Origin of the sequence: Cohnella thailandensis (assembly GCF_014212135.1) — a bacterium.
Lineage (GTDB): Bacteria > Bacillota > Bacilli > Paenibacillales > Paenibacillaceae > Cohnella > Cohnella thailandensis.
Map to the genome: position 1 here is coordinate 549,949 of NZ_JACJVQ010000005.1, position 18,176 is coordinate 568,124.

General features: G+C 55.7%; 13 protein-coding genes and 1 other annotated feature. All 13 genes read left to right on the plus strand.

All coding sequences use genetic code 11. The features are described 5' to 3' along the window. Positions 1–107: 107 nt before the first annotated feature. Positions 108–206, plus strand: a sequence feature (ribosomal protein L21 leader region). 11 nt (positions 207–217) lie between these two features. The 13 genes from rplU (at position 218) to H7B67_RS07455 (ending at position 18,168) form a co-directional block, all read left to right on the plus strand. Further along, positions 218–529 (plus strand): 50S ribosomal protein L21, encoded by a 312-nt coding sequence (gene rplU / locus H7B67_RS07395; protein WP_185119136.1) that lies wholly within the window; start codon positions 218–220, stop codon positions 527–529. Positions 530–540: 11 nt separating this feature from the next. Next, positions 541–885, plus strand: a complete 345-nt coding sequence (locus tag H7B67_RS07400; protein WP_185119137.1) for a ribosomal-processing cysteine protease Prp — start codon at positions 541–543, stop codon at positions 883–885. A 5-nt stretch (positions 886–890) separates the two neighbouring features. Continuing rightward, complete coding sequence (rpmA, locus tag H7B67_RS07405) at positions 891–1,202, plus strand: 50S ribosomal protein L27 (RefSeq protein WP_185119138.1); 312 nt, start codon at positions 891–893, stop codon at positions 1,200–1,202. Between the two features lie 194 nt (positions 1,203–1,396). Then, positions 1,397–2,167: a Spo0B domain-containing protein gene (locus H7B67_RS07410; protein ID WP_245363261.1), complete on the plus strand. Its 771-nt coding sequence runs from the start codon at positions 1,397–1,399 to the stop codon at positions 2,165–2,167. A 130-nt stretch (positions 2,168–2,297) separates the two neighbouring features. Then, positions 2,298–3,641 carry a GTPase ObgE gene (gene obgE, locus H7B67_RS07415; RefSeq protein ID WP_185119139.1) on the plus strand — a complete coding sequence of 448 codons (1,344 nt, stop codon included), beginning with the start codon at positions 2,298–2,300 and terminating at the stop codon, positions 3,639–3,641. A gap of 225 nt (positions 3,642–3,866) precedes the next feature. Next, entirely contained in the window at positions 3,867–4,304 is a 438-nt protein-coding gene (locus H7B67_RS07420; protein WP_185119140.1) for an ACT domain-containing protein, read from the plus strand. Positions 4,305–4,408: 104 nt separating this feature from the next. Further along, on the plus strand, positions 4,409–5,695 hold the full coding sequence (locus H7B67_RS07425) for a homoserine dehydrogenase (RefSeq protein ID WP_185119141.1): 1,287 nt from the start codon (positions 4,409–4,411) through the stop codon (positions 5,693–5,695). A 64-nt stretch (positions 5,696–5,759) separates the two neighbouring features. Next, entirely contained in the window at positions 5,760–6,797 is a 1,038-nt protein-coding gene (thrB, locus tag H7B67_RS07430) for a homoserine kinase (RefSeq protein WP_185119142.1), read from the plus strand. Continuing rightward, the gene (gene pheA / locus H7B67_RS07435; RefSeq protein WP_185119143.1) at positions 6,794–7,672 is read left to right on the plus strand and encodes a prephenate dehydratase; all 879 of its coding nucleotides are present in this window, start codon (positions 6,794–6,796) and stop codon (positions 7,670–7,672) included. Before thrB ends, pheA begins: the two co-directional genes overlap by 4 nt. A 184-nt stretch (positions 7,673–7,856) precedes the next feature. After that, positions 7,857–9,941: a LysM peptidoglycan-binding domain-containing protein gene (locus tag H7B67_RS07440; protein WP_185119144.1), complete on the plus strand. Its 2,085-nt coding sequence runs from the start codon at positions 7,857–7,859 to the stop codon at positions 9,939–9,941. A gap of 64 nt (positions 9,942–10,005) precedes the next feature. Further along, positions 10,006–10,710: a BofC C-terminal domain-containing protein gene (locus H7B67_RS31255; protein ID WP_185119145.1), complete on the plus strand. Its 705-nt coding sequence runs from the start codon at positions 10,006–10,008 to the stop codon at positions 10,708–10,710. 226 nt (positions 10,711–10,936) lie between these two features. Further along, the gene (locus H7B67_RS07450) at positions 10,937–12,055 is read left to right on the plus strand and encodes a copper amine oxidase N-terminal domain-containing protein (protein WP_185119146.1); all 1,119 of its coding nucleotides are present in this window, start codon (positions 10,937–10,939) and stop codon (positions 12,053–12,055) included. A 206-nt stretch (positions 12,056–12,261) separates the two neighbouring features. Next, entirely contained in the window at positions 12,262–18,168 is a 5,907-nt protein-coding gene (locus H7B67_RS07455) for an Athe_2463 domain-containing protein (protein WP_425353883.1), read from the plus strand. The last annotated feature ends 8 nt before the right edge of the window (positions 18,169–18,176 follow it).

Below are 18,176 nucleotides of genomic sequence, written 5' to 3' on the forward strand. Positions count from 1 at the left end.
CTCGCCGTAAAACAATCCGTCGCTAAACGGCGGTTTGTCAAATAGGTTGTTTATCTTCCCGTCATGTGTTATTATCTTATAGTGCGTGCAAAGTGCTTAGCAGTTACGGCATGCTACAACCGCTCTTGAGCAGGTCAGGAAGACCGATTGCGATCGGCTTTGGGTCGATTCGATCGGCACCTGTAGAGGCGAGTCTTAGATATGGGGAGGTGCACACATGTACGCAATTATTGAAACTGGCGGCAAGCAGTACAAGGTTCAAGCCGGCGACGTTCTCTTCATCGAGAAGCTGAGCGCGAACGAAGGCGACAGCGTGACGTTCGACAAGGTTCTGGCTGTATCCAGCGACAAGGGCTTCGTAACCGGCGCTCCGCTCGTAGCAGGCGCATCCGTTACGGCTAAGGTCGAGAAGCACGTTAAGGGCGAGAAGATCATCGTCTTCAAGTATAAGCCTAAGAAGAACGAGCGCAAGAAGCAAGGTCATCGTCAACCGTACACGAAAGTGACGATCGAGAGCATCAAGGCGTAAGCAGGTGCCTTATGGTGACGATCACGATCTATCGTGGAAGGGACGACCGGATCAAGCGATTCTCCGTTACGGGGCATGCTAAGTACGACAATCCGGGCAAGGACATCGTATGCGCGGGCGTATCGGCTATCACGGTCGGTGCCGTCAACGCTATCGAGAAGCTGACGGGACTCGTTCCGGAAGCGGAGATGAAGTCCGGCTGGCTGTCGGCGAACGCGCCCGAGTGCGAAGAAGCTTACCGGAACGATCAGGTTCAGCTGCTGCTGGAAGGCATGGTCGTCGGGCTTGAATCCATAGAGGAACAATACGGCAAGCACGTGAAGATAAAGCACACATTAGCCAAAGAAGGAGGTTGACACTCATGTTGAAACTGAATCTTCAGTTGTTCGCTTCCAAGAAGGGCGTAGGCTCGACGAAGAACGGACGCGATTCCCGCTCTCAACGCCTCGGCGCCAAGCGCGCGGACGGCCAAGCGGTTACCGCAGGCTCGATCCTCGTTCGCCAACGCGGAACGAAGATCCACCCGGGCAACAACGTTGGCATCGGCAAGGACGACACGCTGTTCGCTCTTGTCGAAGGCGTAGTCAAGTTCGAACGTTGGGGACGCGATCGCAAGAAAGTGAGCGTATACCCGGTTGAAATGGCGCCTGTAGCGGCTGCCCTGGAAGTCTAATCGACTGCCGCCTTAGAACCCCGGCCTCGCAAGTGGCCGGGGTTTCTTGCATGATGGGGCCTCGAGATTAGCCATATGGCAAAAGCCAGCTCCGTGGTATACTAGGCACAAAGCAGTCTTGAGATGCGCATGAGCTGAAGGATGTCTATCGCGGTTTGTTGATTCAGCCAATGACGAAACGGAGTAGTCGCGCAATGTCTAGAAGATTAATCGTCCGGACGGTCGGAGCCGCACTTTCCTTAATATTGCCCGCTTTGGCGATCGCGTTCTGGGCGGACGCGGTTTGGCCTCTCGTCCTGTTCGCCGCATGGACCTTGGCGGCCGCGAGCGCGGTCGTGGCGACGGAACAAAGGGATGCCCGCCGCGGGAGAGAGCGCGCGATCGAAGCGATGCGGAACCTTACGATCGATACGCTGAAGCACCACCGTCACGACTGGATGAACGAGATCCAAATTTTGTACGGCTATCTCAAGCTGAACAAACCCGATAAAGCGATCGAGGTTGTGGAGAGAATAAAGAGGCATATGGCGAACGACAGCCGAATGTCTCGCCTCGGCACTTCCAAGCTTATTACATATTTGCTGTCCTTTCGAACGACATGCAACACGATGAAGCTTGAGGTGGAGATCGAGGAGGACTTCGATTTGACGGGGGGACCGGACAGGTCCGCCTTCGCCGATGCGGTCATCGGCCTCGTGGACGCCGTTCGCGAACAATCGAAGCTCTCCGCGGCGGGGGAAGAGAACGTGCTTCAGCTTTTTTTCCGCAGCACCGAGAGCGACATCCTGTTGGAGATGAAATATAACGGAATGATCGCCGCAAGGGACAGCCTTTCCTTCGGGTTGGAGCGGGCGCTGAAGGGTGTCGGGCGATTATCGGAGGAGGACCGGCTGCCGGATTCCGAACCGGCCGGCGCTTCGCGGCGGATGATCGTCGCGTTCCCTTTAAAGGAGCAAGCCGGTTAATTCGGTCATCCAGAACGGTTAGCTTCACTTGAATTTCACCTTTATCGGTTTCGAGACACCCTAGGCAAAGCTTCATATACGGCCAAGAACGCCCCTGGCGTTTTTGCTTGCAAAACGGAGTGAAAAAAGCATGTTTGTAGATAAAGCGAAAATATTCGTAAAAGGCGGGGACGGGGGCGACGGCCTCGTGGCGTTCCGTCGGGAGCTGTATGTTCCGGAAGGCGGTCCCGCAGGGGGCGACGGAGGCAAGGGCGGCGATGTGGTCTTCCGCGTCGACGAAGGGCTCCGCACGCTGATGGATTTCCGCTACCAGAAGCACTTCAAGGCCCCGCGCGGGGTCAAAGGGAAAAACAAAACGCAGCACGGCGCGAACGCGGAGGATTTGATCGTGCGCGTGCCGCCGGGAACGATCGTCTACGACGACGACACCGGCGAGATGCTGGCCGATCTGACGAAGCACGACCAGGAGGTCGTCATCGCCAAGGGCGGACGAGGCGGACGCGGCAACACTCGGTTCAAGAGCCCGGCGAACACCGCCCCGGCCATCGCCGAGAACGGCGAGGAAGGACAGGAGCGCTGGGTTACGCTCGAGCTGAAAGTCATGGCGGACGTCGGCCTCGTCGGCTTCCCGAGCGTCGGCAAGTCCACGTTGCTCTCCGTCGTATCCGGCGCCCAGCCGAAGATCGGCGCGTATCACTTCACGACGATCACCCCGAACCTTGGAGTCGTTCAAGTGTCGGACGAGCGCAGCTTCGTCATGGCGGACTTGCCGGGTCTGATCGAAGGAGCGCATACGGGCATCGGCCTCGGACACGAGTTCCTTCGCCACGTGGAGCGCACGAGAATCATCGTGCACGTGGTAGACATGTCCGGCATGGAAGGCCGCGATCCGTACGACGATTGGGTCAAGATCAACGATGAGCTCAAGCTGTACAACGCGAAGCTGGCCGAACGCCCGCAGATCGTTGCGGCCAACAAGATGGACATGCCGGAATCGGAAGAGAATCTCGCCGCGTTCCGGGAGAAGGTATCCGCCGAGCGCCCGGATATGGAGATCATGCCGATCTCCTCGCTGACCCGCAAAGGCATCCCGGAGCTGCTCTACCGGGTGGCCGACCTTCTCGAGACGCTGCCCGATCCGGCAGAGGTCGCCGCGGAGGAGGCCAGACTGGCCAAGGAAGCGGAAGGCATCGTCTACAAGTTCGACGAGAAGCCGGAGAACTACGAGTTCACGATCTCGCGCGACAACGAGGTGTACGTGGTCGAGAGCGATTCGATCGAGAAGCTGCTCAAACGGACGCAATTCGCGTCCTACGAAGCGGTCATGCGCTTCGGACGAATCCTGCGCAACGCGGGCGTCGACGCCGAGCTGCGCAAGAGAGGCGCGAAGGACGGAGACACGATTCGAATCGGCGACTTCGAATTCGAGTTCTTCGAGGGCGGCTCGGACGCTTACCTGTACGAGGAACGGTAAGGCTTGGCGAGGGAGCGTAAGGGCTGAATTTTTGAAGTAAGAATCGTCAACAACGACTTGATTTTTATGAACCAATCGGGACCCTCCGGTTGGTTCTATTGCTATTCGCTCGGATACTATATCAACCGGAAATCCAAATAAGCGGTTTACCTATTGCCGCGAAGCCGAGCATTCGATATAATGTCCACTATATACATACATTCGTCTTTCCTGGGAGGACGGAATATGGCAGAGCAATATTACGTCGTCCGTGAAGATTTGCTGCCGGAAGGAATTCTGAAGACGGAGCAAGCGAAGGAGCTGCTGCGAAGAGGAGAAGCAGCTACCGTGCACGAGGCGGCGGAGAGGGTCGGACTAAGCAGAAGCGCCTTCTACAAGTACAAGGATGGCGTCTATCCTCTTGAGCAAGCTTCCCGCGAACGCATGGCGACGCTGTCCATGGATCTGGAGCATCGGTCCGGAGTGCTGTCCAAGGTACTCGGGATGCTGGCGTCAAGCGAAGGGAACGTTCTTACGATCTCCCAGTCGATTCCGCTTCAAGGCTTGGCGAACGTCGTCGTGTCTCTCGACATCTCCGGTTTGTCGGGACCGCTGGCGGATCTGGTCGGGCAGTTGAAGGCGATCGACGGAGTGAAGCGGGCTCATATCGTCGGCCGCAGCTGACCGTTAACGGAGAACGAACGATCGTAAAGCAACGGATCAAGTCCGAAAGAAATAAATCCATGGAGTCAATGGAACTTGCAGCAGCAAGAGGAGGAGCTACCGAGATGAAACCCGTTAAAGTAGGATTGCTTGGATTGGGCACGGTCGGAACGGGTGTCGTCCGCATCGTGGAAGGGCACCAAGAGGACTTGCAAAGCCAAGTCGGCTCGCCTATCGCCATATCGAAAATCCTGGTCAAGGATCGTTCCAAGTCGAGAAGCATCTTCGTCGATTCCGCCAAGCTGACGGAGGATCCGTGGGAGATCGTCCGCGATCCGGAGATCGATATTATCGTCGAAGTCATGGGCGGCATCGCGTCGACCAAGGAATACATTCTGGAGGCGCTCGAACGCGGCAAGCATATCGTAACGGCGAACAAGGACTTGATGGCGCTGCACGGCCAAGAGATTCTTGCGAAGGCGAGCGAGAAGGGCTGCGACGTTCTGTACGAGGCAAGCGTTGCCGGAGGCATCCCGATCATCCGCACGCTGATCGAAGGCTTCTCCTCCGACCGGATCACGAAGATCATGGGGATCGTCAACGGAACGACCAATTACATTCTGACCAAGATGAGCCAGGAAGGCGTCGCTTACGCAGACGTGCTTAAGGAAGCTCAAGCGCTCGGGTATGCCGAAGCCGACCCGACCTCGGACGTGGAGGGGCTGGACGCCGCCCGCAAAATGACGATTTTGTCCACGCTCGGCTTCCGCTCGAACGTCGCGCTCGAGGATGTCGACGTGAAGGGCATCAGCTCCGTTACGCAGGAGGACATCCAATATGCGAAGCGTCTGGGCTACGAGGTGAAGCTGCTCGGCATCGCGGAGAGACAGGACGATTTTATCAGCGTAAGCGTGCAGCCGACCATGGTCAAAAAGAGCCATCCGATCGCTTCGGTGAACGGGGTGTTCAACGCGGTATACGTCTATGGGGAAGCGGTAGGAGAGACGATGTTCTACGGTCCCGGAGCCGGCGAGATGCCGACCGCGACGTCCGTCGTGGCGGACCTTGTGGCCGTCGTCAAGAACTCGAAGCTCGGCGTCAACGGGCGCCAAGCCTCGCTGGCCTACAAGGAGAAGAAGCTGAAGAGCGACGAGCAGATCGCCTCCAAGTACTTCCTCCTGCTTCATGTGGAAGACCGGGCCGGCGTGCTCGCGCAAATCGCGAACGTGTTCTCCCGAGTGGAGATGAGCATCGAGTCGGTGATGCAGCCGGCGACGCCGGACCAATACGGGGCCGAGCTCATCATCACGACCCACAACGCTTCCAAGGCCGCGCTTAATCAAGTGCTGGCCGAGTTCGGGAAGCTGTCGGCGATTCGAACGATCAAGAGCGTCTATCGGGTGGAAGGCTGATCGATTCTCGGCCGTCCGCGAACGAGTTTTCCTATTCCTACATCCAGGATGAAGAGGTAGCAAAATGAAACTAGAACAGCACCAAACGCAAGGAGCCCCGACCGTAAAGGATCGCGTCGTCGTTCGGGTTCCGGCAAGCACCGCCAATCTCGGCCCGGGCTTCGACTCGCTCGGAATGGCATTATCTTTATTCTCCTGGGTGGATCTTCGCCCCTCTACTCCGGAAGAAGGCACGACCGTTACCCTGCTGGGCGATCAGGTGGAAGGAGTCGCTACCGACAAAACCAACCTGGTCTACGTCGTCGCGCAGGAGGTATTCGCCCGGGCCGGCGTGAAGCTGCCCGAGCTGCATATTACGCTGCGCAGCGACATTCCTTTGACCCGAGGCTTAGGCAGCAGCGCATCGGCTATCGTCGGGGCTCTGTTCGCCGCTAACGAGCTGATCGGCTCCCCGTTTACGGTAGACGAGCTGTTCCAGATGGCGACCGCGGAGGAGAACCATCCGGATAACGTGGGAGCTTCGTTGTTCGGCGGCATCATCGCGGCCGCATGGGACGGAACAAGGGCGGAGGCGGTTCGCCTGAATCCGCCCGAGGCGCTCGAAGCGCTTGTCGTCATTCCGGAATTCGAGCTCTCGACGAAGAAAGCGAGAACGATTCTGCCGCAGCAGCTGTCGCTGAAGGACGCGGTATTCAACGTCAGCCACAGCTCGCTGCTGACGGCGGCTCTGGCGACGGGACGGTTGGATCTGCTTCGCCATGCGATGAGAGACAAGCTTCATCAGCCGTATCGGGCTTCGCTGGTTCCCGGGATGGACGCGATCCTGAGGGACGCGGCCGATCACGGCGCCCTGGGCGCGGTGCTGTCCGGCGCCGGTCCTACGCTGCTGCTGCTCGCGGACTCCGGCTCCTCCGACCGCGAGGAGATGGTGCGCTTCGTGACGGACGCGATGGCGGCCGAAGGAATCTCGGTGACCACTCAATGGCTCCTTCCGTGGCCGCACGGCCCCGAAGCGGTCGTTCTCGATTCCGACGATCCCAAGTTTGAACTGGAGCTGTCGGAGCTTCTGCCCGTTCCCGCGGCTGCGGAGGTTGTACGATGAGCAGCGCGCCAAGAGTAGCCAGCCTTCCCAGAGGCTCGTTCTCGGATGAAGCCGCCCAGTACTTTTTCCGAGATCGGGAAGTGAACCACGCTTACTATAAGCTCATTTCCGACGTGTTCCGCGCGACGGAGCGGGGGGAAGCGGACTGGAGCGTCATCCCGATCGAGAATACGATCGACGGATCCGTCAGCCTCCACACGGATTGGCTCGTTCACGAGGTGAATCTGCCCATCCGCGCGGAATGGGTATACCCTGCCGTGCAGAATCTGGTAGGCTTGCGAAGCGAGCTATCCGGAGAAGATGGCGAAGGCTGGCGTCCGGAGAAAATCAAGAAGGTGCTGAGCCACCCGGTCGCGATGGCACAGTGCTACGAGTTCCTGAGAGCGACGCTCCCTAATGCCGAACTGGAGACGCTCAGCAGTACCTCCGAGGCGATCCGAACCGTCTCCGAGAATCCCGGCCAAGGCTGGGCGGCCATCGGAACGAGAACGGCGGCTGCGGATTACAAGCTGGACGTGCTGCAGGAAGGCGTTACCGACCACGATAACAACTACACTCGGTTTCTTCTCGTGGGGAACAAGGAATACGTAAACCCGTCCGCGACGGAATTCAAGACGAGCATCCTCATCACGCTGCCGGACGATTACCCCGGAGCGCTGCATCAGGTGCTGTCCGCCTTCGCCTGGAGGCGGATCAACCTCTCCAAGATCGAGTCCAGGCCGACGAAGAAGAAGCTCGGCGTGTACTACTTCTTCATCGATATCCTGATGTCGATGGATTCCGTTCTGCTGCCTGCGGCGATCGCCGAGATCGAAGCGATCGGCTGCCAGGTGCGGGTGCTGGGCTCCTACCCGAGCTTTAGTTACGAAGGATAATTCCGAGCCGAAAATAAAAAAGATCTCCTCAATGGCCTAAGCGCTATTGGGAGATCTTTTTTTTGCGGTCGCAGATTTTTTGGCGGGAGGATGTCAAATGCCTACTTGCTGCATAGGATGTATGGATTGTGCGGGCGGGACATTCGCCCGCATGCGAATCTACACCCGATCAGGAGGGAACGGCTTGAAAATCCATATGGTCAAAAAAGGCGATAGCTTGCATGGCATCGCCCAAAAGTATGGAGTAACCACGGAGGAGCTGCTTCAGGCGAATCCGGATATCGCCAATCCGGATGTTATCGACGTCGGAATGAAAGTCAAGATTCCGATGCCAGCCAAGCCGGCCTATGAAATCATGCACCAGCACACCGTATCGCAAGGAGACACGTTATGGAAGCTCTCCAAGGCGTGGGGAATCCCGCTGGACACGATGATCAAAGCCAACCCCCAACTCAAAAACCCGAACGTGCTTCTGACCGGAGAGGTCGTTAATATTCCGAAGGTGAATGCCTCCGGGGAAGGCGGCGGTTCGGGAGTCGTCGCAACTCCCGTTCCGTCAACGGGCGCCTCCCAAGGGAATTGGTGGCCCGGAGGCAAAGCGAATACGGGCGCGATGCCGGGAACGGAAGACATGCCGGGTCACGATCATAAGAAGAATACGGGCGTAATGCCGCTTCCGCAGCCCGTTCCTCCCGTGCTGGAAACTCCCGTTGCTCCGGCCCCCGAGCCGGCACCGGTCGTACCGGCTCCCGCACCGTATCCGGTGCCTCAGCCGGTGTATCAAGAGACCCACCATCACCATCATCATTACGGGCCGGTGCATGCGGAGCACGGTTCCGCAGACCTTTTTAAACAATATCCGATTCCTCCGGTCGAAGCGATTGCGCCAATGGCAATGGAGCCCTATCCGGAACACGAGCACAAGCACGAGGCGGCTGTCGAATACGGCAAAGGCCAAGAATACGGTCATTATGGCCATGTGAGTTACGGCAAAGAAATTCACGGTCACGAAGGTTACGGTCACGAAAGTTATGGACATGAAGGCTTTGGCAAGGAAAAGCACGGGCACGAAGGGTACGGACATGAAGGCTATGGCAAGGAAAAGTACGGGCACGAAGGGTACGGACATGAAGGCTATGGCAAGGAAAAGCATGGGCACGAAGGGTACGGCAACGTCGGTCATGTAAGCTACGGTCACGAGGGATACGGCAAAGAAAGCTACGGTCACGAAGGGTACGGCAAAGAAAGCTACGGTCACGAAGGGTACGGACATGGTCATGAAGGCTACGGAAAAGCACATGGCCATGAATATGGCGGAGGACACGTCGCCGATATTGGCGCTGGTTTTGGCTCTAGCTACGGTTCAAGCTCTAGCTATGGTTCCGGCTATGGCGGACTCGGCCACGAGCAAGGGTATCCGCCTATTCCCGGAATCGGCGCGGTTCCGCTGAATTTCCCGACGGAGGCACTTGCCGGTACTTACGCTTCGACCAAAGGCCATGGGTGGACCGGTTCGCAGGAGATCATGCCTTACAGCAGTTTTTTTCCGGGCGCCGCAACGCCGTTCGTCTCCCCAGCAGCGGGATCCGGAGCTCCCGTCTATCAACCGGCTTCCGCGGTAAGCCCGGCTTCGTTCGCCCCGACAGCCTTCGCTCCGGCAACCTATCAGCCATGCGGTTGCTCGGGGTCGACTCCGCAATGGCCGGGAGCGGGAACCTCCATAAGCCCTGCGGGAATCGCTCCGTATGCCAATCCGGGAGTCCCTTATCCGGGGACATTCGCTCCGACCTCCTTCGCTCCGACCGCCGTCTCTCCCGCATCGTTCGCTCCGCAGGCTTTTCCGACGACTAGCCATTACGGAGTGCCAGGAGGCTCGCCTGTTTTCCCGGGAATGAACGCCGTTCCTTTTACATCCGTCTCTCCGGCTGCCGACGTCTCGCCACTCGCCGCAACGCCGCTGATGGACAGCATGCCCGGCTACGGCTATCCGGATTACCCGGGAACCAATCCGTACGCGGGAGGAGTATCGGACTTCGGTCCGATTCCGCCGATCCCTACCATTCCTCCGTTGGGAACGCCGATCGGTCCTGTCGGGACGGTCGGTCCGATCAGGGATGAAACGCAGGAAGCCGCACCGGAAGTAAAAGTTAATGCGAAAGCGTCCGAACCGTCCAAGAAGCCGGCGGCCAAAGCCAAAGTGAAGGCCAAAAGCTCCCCGCGCCCGAAAGCATCGAAACGCAAGCAAAGTCTTCCTTGGGTGAATTGGTAAGGAAATAAGCATAATGCCGGAATCCCTGGGCAACAATAGGAAAAAAGCAAAGAAGGGGATTCCGGTGTTTGGATTACGCATCAAAGGAATCAAGAAGCGTCTCAAGCGCACTCGGCGTCCGGTTTGGACATTAGGCATGTGGGCGGGAGTCGTTGCCGCAGCCGTCCTTGCCGGTACGTGGGTGTCCGGCCATCTCATGAACGAATATCTTCGGCCAGCCTCCATAGCGGTCGAATCCACTCCTCCAACAGAGGAAAACCTCCCCGTCTCCTACGAGCCGGAAAGCTCGCAGAGGGGGATCGTGCTGGACAAGCTGTCCGGCTGGAATTCGGATGTCGTCCTCGTGCTCCATCGGGAGTACTTATGCGGCGAGGAGACGAGAATGCTGGGACGTCACTCCACGCTGGAGACGATGAATCTGATCAAGTCCCATCGCGATTGGATGCCGACGATGGACGCATCCGGTACGGTCCGGGTCGAAGAGAGAGTGGACGACCTGTCTCCGGAGTGCCGCAAATCCGCCTACATCTCGCTGGACCGGGACGGCAACCTGTCCTTGTTCGATGGGCCTCCCCGCAAGGAGAAGATTATGAGGACGTTTTTCCAGTTGGATATCAAATCGCTCGAGAGCAGCATGTCCAAGGAAAAGCTGCGCGAGCTGGCGGATGGAATCCGGATCGCCGACCGGGACGACTATAACCACGTGCTCTCCAGCTTCAGCGATTTCGCGAAGGAGCCCGCCAAGGATGTCATGAGGCCGTCTAATTGACGGTCTCTTCCTTTTTTCGACAGATAGTTGACGAAAAATGGAAGCATTAACTATAATGAGATATATACATACAAGTTGGCTACGACCCGTTGCCACGCCATAAGCATTACCGCGAGGAAGAACCCGCAGACGATCGTTACTACGTCGCGTGTGCTTTCTTTTTTTTTTGCTGTTGATAAGAACTATTTGAAGGACTAATACACTATCATTCAGGGGGAAAAGGGATATGAAAAAGTTGCTCGTTCTGCTATTGGTTGCGGTTGTTGCTCTAACGGTAACTCCCGCAAACTCGAATACGAAAGCTGCGGCAGCTAGCGGCATATCGGTTGCTTTAGACGGAATCAATCTTTCCTTTGCGGATGCTAAGCCATTCGCCGATTCGCAGAAGCGCGTACTCGTTCCGCTGCGTTTCGTCAGCGAGAAGCTGGGGACAACCGTGGATTATCAAGAAGCGGCAGGCTCGGTTGCAATCAAGTCGGATGAGCTCGACATTCAGCTCGTTCTCGGCTCGCAGAAGGCTACTGTAAACGGAGTTGAGAAGGACCTGGGGACACTGCCTGTTCTGAAGAATAGCCGCGCCTACGTGCCTCTGCGGTTCGTCAGCGAAGCACTCGGCCGCCGCGTGGTATGGGATGGGGCGAATAGTACGGCTCATATTTGGAACTTGATAAGTGATGCGGAACTAGAGACGGAAAGCGCGAAGACAGGCTGGGGTTATGAATACTCGATGCCCGCGCATGTGTCCTATCACTACTTCGACGCGAAGGACGGCAAGCTGACGTTCGAAGATTCTCTTTGGGACGGGCCAAAAGGCCCGTACAAGGGCTATAGTGTCAGCGAAAAACTTACGCCTGACCTAAACAAGAAAGCCTATCAAATGGTGAAGTATCTGGCTGGGGATGAGCAATATGCGAGTGCTCATTATTGGCCAGAGACTTCTGCGGGAACTGATGCAACGTTGGCAATTGCTTATGCTGTTCAATCTAGGGCTGTAGATAATGACAACTACTATTTCCGATTCTTATTTCAAGAAAAAGCGTACAGCTCAAGCTTTGCTAGTAAAAAAGTTACGATGCGATTAGTCGTTAATCGTCTATTCTGGAATGAAGAAAGTGGTCGGAATGTAAAAATCGAAAACAAGCTACGAATGGCGCTAGTCGCGTTGTACGGGGATTCCACGGGAATCAGTATGTTTAACTGGATCATGAGCTACTATAATTCCGCAATGGTCGATTTCGATAAACTGAGAACAGTTAAAACCTCGAAGACATTTGGTAACGTTTTGGTCGATTTAGATGGATCGGGTGTTCAACTGCTAACTTTCAGTTTCTCCACTAAGGAGTGAGAGTCCTTATGGCGTTAAGGCAGTTTAAAAAATCCCTTCTCGTTTTGCTATCAATTCTAATTCTAATTAGTGGTTGGCCAATGGAAGCTAAGAAGACTTCTGCAGATGCGGCTACCGGTAAATTTAATAGCCAAGCAGAGTTTTATGCGTACTTAACAGGGATTGGAGTTCCGATTAAATCAGCTTTCAACAAATATGATGCGTCGATGGCCACTTACAACCTCTATGGACTCATCGTATATGATAAGCCATTTGGAGAATGGGGGAAGGGGGAAGTTACTAATGATGTTTGTGTGGCTGGAACATCCTATCAGCGCTGGTTAGGATACGATGTCAGTAACAACCCTGTAACGAATAGTTGCTTCCCTAACGACGCTGATGCTGGCGGGAACCTAGAAGATCGAAACTGGATAACTGTTAGCGGTGCTGCTCAGTCATGGTCAGCGATGTCTAATGCTCAAGTCAACCAATTACTATACAGTACCCTGAGCGGCAATGGTGTCAGTTCACCAACCTTTACAGTCGCCAATAAAGGCGGCAAGGATTATGCGAAAGTCATGGCCAAACCTACGCTCTGCGCCCAAGGATCGGTTCAGATGCAGCATCGGCAGACCAACGGAAAAGTATGGTACGCAACATTCTTTGTGCCGGCCTTCGGTTGCGATAAAGCGGTCACGACGACGATCTCGACCGACAGCTCCGAGTACACAATCCCGGTTGGTCAGGATTCAATCTCGATTCCCGTAAAGGTGGAAACGAGGGCTGTATTTAGCGGGTACTTTAACGCTCCGGAGTATATCGATAAGATGGTTGCTCAATTTTCCAATAACGGCGCGGGGACCACGACGAATCAGTTAGCATCTTCAACCGTCAATTCCTCCATCACCATTAAACGAAGCGACTTCAACGGAACCACTTCAATGACGAAGACGTTAACCGGCAAGGGAACGCTATTTGCGTTCGGTGGCTACGTTTCGTCGTCGGTCGAGAAGACGATCACCATCAAGCTGGCCGTCGAGAACGGAACGCCAAACGCGAGCTGTTCCTGTAACCCGAGCACCGTCGAATTCACCGGCCAGGACGTAACGACGAACGTTACCGTCAATGCGGCGATCACCGGCGTCTCCAGCAGCTCGATCTCGAAATGGATCATCTATGGCCATGACGCTGAAGGCGGGCAGCAGCAAACGATAACGGTCACGCCTAGCGGCGACAAGACGAAGGCGACAGCAACGTTCACCTATACCACCAAGGCATCGAAGGTCACCGGAGATACCTACACGGCCAAATTCGAGCAGCGGGCGGTTATTGTCTTTACGAATGGTACTAGGAAGGAGACAAGCCTAGCGATCTGTTCGACCGTGATCTTCAAGCCTGGATCAACGCCGCCGCCAGCGACTGGAGAGCCAGAGCCGGAGCCGTCTGAACCTCCGATGCCGTCCGGACCGGTCGCGGTCATTACGGGCCCGACGAAGGTGAAGGTTGGCCAGCCGTTACCGTATCCGATAGACGGTTCGCAATCCTTTGACTGGCAAGGCAAAGACATTGTCATGTACACTTGGGATCATGCGGTTGCACAGGAAGGGCCGATCTATGACATAAAGTTTGATACGCCGGGTACACGAACTATTATTCTGAATGTTAAGAATAGTTCGAATGTTTGGTCGGAGGAAGCCCGCCACACGATCGAGGTCGTTCCGGATCAGCCGCCGGTGACGACGATCGCGGTTCCTCCGGAAGAAACTCGGCTAGGGAACGTTCGGGTTCAGAGCAATGCGTACAGCACGGACGGAGACACCATTAGCAAGCATACCTTCGAGAGGAAGTACGATGCGGCCAACAACGGCTTCAGCGATGACGGCTGGGTAAAGGTGCAGGAAGGCGAAGCTTCGGCATACGTATTCAAGCCGGACCGCGTCGGCAAATATCTGTTCCGGGAGACCGCTTGCGAGACGTATGGATCCTGCGCGAGCACGGATGCCCAGCCGGAGAGCGAGCGAACGCTAATCGTGAACAATCTCGCGCCGACGATCGATGTCGTTACTTCCTCCGACCAAACGGATACGTCCGATCGTACCCTTTTGCCAATGTCCACGCTTTATAATACCGGCACGGTTGCTTCCCTCACGAATGGTTCGATCGGCGATAAGTCCGGATGGGTGTACAACCAGGAAACGTTATCGACGAAGAACTATAAGACGAACCTGGGCATGTTCAACGAGCAATGGGGCGTGGCGGACAATTACTACGGGGAAGATTTTGTGGACCGTACTCTATACGCGAGCATCCAAAATACGGCCCAGATTACGCATCTCGGAACGATTGATGGCTACACGAAAATATATGCGGACGAGAAATATATTTATTATCTGGCGAGCAATGGCGAATACGCGGGTTATCCGCAGATCACGTTGACCATTTACAACCGGAAGATGCAGCAGATTGCAAGCCAAGTGTATCCCCAAGCGGATAGCGTTTATTACTTCAACGTGATGATTAAAGGAGAACGCTTGTATATAACCGCTTATCTCCGGAATGCCAGAAACGTGGTGACGACGGTGGTCGACCGCAATAACGGGGCGATCATTAAAGCTAACGTTTTGATGGGGATCGTGCGGGACTACTATAACTCCAACGAGTACGCGCACGTCAATAGTCTTTATGCGGATGACAAGGGGATTATCGGATATGCGGTACCGCAAACTCTTGCAGAGTATTTTATTCGAGATAAGGTAACCGAGATTCCGGGGGCGGCCGGATACAGCCGAATTTCCTATGATCTGGGCAGCTCGATCGGTTATCATACAGGCTACTACCATACTCATTATTTTCTGCAGCAATACTACTCCCAGAGCAGCAACAACATTTACGTGAATACAGCCGGATCGTTTGACACCGGGAACACGATTATCTTCGATCCTAACGGCATAGAGCTGGCAGCATTCGAACAACCGCCAAGCGGACCGCTGGCTTATATGCTTGTCGGGGTAGACGACAATCGAAACTACTATTCCATTAGCCGCCCGAGCTACTACGTCGGCGGACCGAAGATTACGATCCACAATTCCGCAGGGAAGCTTCTCAAAATATGGGATTACCCCGCGGAGCTGGAGGAGACTTCTACTTATAAAGTTTACTATGGAGGGAACTCGTACGATCAAGTCTATAAAACGGAGAGGACGGATGCGATCTATACGGTTGACAAGATCGGGAATATCTGGACCTCGCAGCCGACAGTAGACGGCGTTTATGCCATTGCTTTGACGCCTAACGGCGAATACAAGAAGCTATTGAAGCTTAACTCGCCGAACGCGAGCAGCTATTATAACGATAAGGGGCAGCGTACGTTTAAAATTCTTGTCGGCTCCGATGGGCTTGTTACCTTCTTCCACTACTGGGGGGAGGGAGATGCTTGGTGGGGGAACTATACGGATGGCAACCTGCAGGTCGTCGTATTCGACCCCAAGACTTATACCGTCGTGAGCAATCAAACGTTCTCCGGCGTCTTTCTGAGCGGAACGTCCGGATCGGGAGCCGCGGCTTGGTGGATCACGGATCGTAATGGAGTTGGACACGCCATTTTTCCGTATACGGTTGTGCCTATCGGAGATCAAGAATATTTGATTTACGCCCAATTCTCCAACACGAACTATTATTACTATACCGCCAACGTATACAAGCTCAGCGCAACGGGCGGGCTGACGTATCCGAAAGCCTACGACATCGGCACGCCGTCGAGCGACCTATGGCTCGGAAGCAAGATAAACGAAGGACACAGCCTGGAAGGCAATCTGAAGCCGACCAACGCATCCGCGGCGGGTGCCGGTTATCTGTATCTCGCGCAGGACAAGGACAATTACTACAGCGCGGAATTCGAGGACGGCCAGCTGAAGGTGAAGAAGACCGTGGGCGGCGCGACTTCGATTGTCTTCTCGAAGGCGTATCCGATCGTCTCCGGCCAAACGTACACGCTGAAGTTCGTTCCGGAAGGAACCGGCTTCGCGCTTTATGTGAACCGGCTGAAGCAAGCGACAATCCCGGATACGGGCTGGACGAGCGGCAAGTATGGCGTGATCAGCCGCGGTCAACCGGGCGTCTCGTTCTTTAACGTTTCGACGCAGCCGGTAAGTACGGCGTCGATAGGTAAAATCTACGGCGTGGTGCTGGTGAATGAGCCTCTGACATACGACGTGACGTTCGACGATCCGGAAGAGGACAAGCGGATCACGGCCGGCGAAGCCTGGATCTATTCGCATAATCCGAACGTGTTCCTGAATTCGCTGGGAACCTGGAGCGGCGCGGGGAAATCGTATTCAACGCCGGTGACGAGCTTCAGCCTCCCCGGAGAGTATCCGTTCCGGTTTAAAACGCGAGACGATCCGAATCCGGATCATCTCTATCCGGATATGGCCTTCAATAGCTATCGCCAGGATTCGAACGAGGTGAACGGCACGATCCGGGTTCACCGCAGGCCGATTCCGACCTTTGCCGGAAACGCGGATAGCAGCGGGAAAGTAACGGTAACCGACTATTCTTACGATCCGGACCGATACAATCCATCGACCGGTGCCTATTCGACGGAAGCAACGGGGCTTGATTATCAATCGACCCGCGGGATCTTTACGAAGCGCTGGAGGATGCTCGTCCCGAACTCGACCGCTTATCAGTACATCGATAAGCCGCCGACGAAGGTAATCATGAGCGGGCACTACGTTCTTGAGCTGCAGGTTCAAGACGAGTATGGGGCTTGGGGAGAAGAGTGGGCAAGATGGGAATTCGACGTTGAAGCGGCTACGCAAGTACAGCCGCCCAAAGCAGGTTTTACGACCAACCCTATCTTAACGTATCGCGGAGTACCGGTGACGATCGACTCGACGGCCAGCGACCCGCAGGATGGCGACCGGACGATGCTTCCTCATCAATACTTCATAAAGGCGGCGCTTTCGGGGGAATCGCTCGCGAGCACGTCGAGAACGACCTGGACGAAGACGTTCAACAGCGTTGGGCAGTTTACCATTCGGCAGGTCGTTACGAACAGCTATGGACTCACGGATGAGGCCGCCGGGAGCCTGACGATCGTCAACCGCAAGCCCGCGGCGAGCGTAACCGTGCCGGCGAGTACGGATTCCACGAATCCGACCGTCTTCGAAACGGCGAGACCGACGTTCCAATGGACGTATTCGGACGCGGACGCGGATCTGCAGACGAAGTATCAGGTAAGGATCTATAAATATGGCGGATACTCGTATATGAATTCGGGCGAAATCAGTTCGAGCTCGAAGATTTGGATCCCGTCCGGAGATATCGCGGAAGAAGTAAACTTCTATGTGACGGTCCGCGTCTTCGACGGATATGATTGGAGCGAGTGGAGCTCTCCGAAGTATTTCGTTATCATCACGAACAAGCCGCCGACCGGCGACTTCAGCTGGAGTCCGATTCCCGCATACGAGGGAGATACGGTGTATTTGAGCTCATTGGTATCGGATCCCGACGACGATGCGCTGGACGTCAGCTACAAGATCACGTCGCCGACAGGGTCCGTAAGAACCTATTCCTACGTTTTGAATTCTCCTTATCCGACAACCGGACCCTCGCAGAAGTTCAGCGAAGTCGGCAGTTGGACCGTTACGATGACCGTGAGCGACCGCAAGGCGCCGGCGGTTACGGCAACCCATGCCATAGCGGTACTTCCTCTAGGGATTACGGGTTACGTGCGGCATACGGAGGAATGGGAAGCGAACCGCCTCGCCTATAACGAGAAGAATCCGACATCTCCAAGGCCGGCCGACTGGTTCTGGGCCGGGGAAGCATTCGTTCTGGATGCCGTAACGACCGATACGGGAAGCTCGGCGACGAAGCCGGTTGAGGTTACGGCCGCAGCAAGCGAGACTCTAAGGATGAGTCTTAAGCCTCTAAATCCAGCCTCGCCGGTGAATTGGACGGGCCTTCTCGGAAGCGAGGAAGCGGGACGACCTCTCAGCGAACTGGAAGAAGGTCTCTATACGTTCGTCTTCACCGTTCGCTACAGCAACGGAACGGTGAAGACCGCCGCGGCAACGATTCGAATCGTCGATCAGGTCGGCAACTACGTGCAAGTTCATCGTCTCACATAAATGTCATA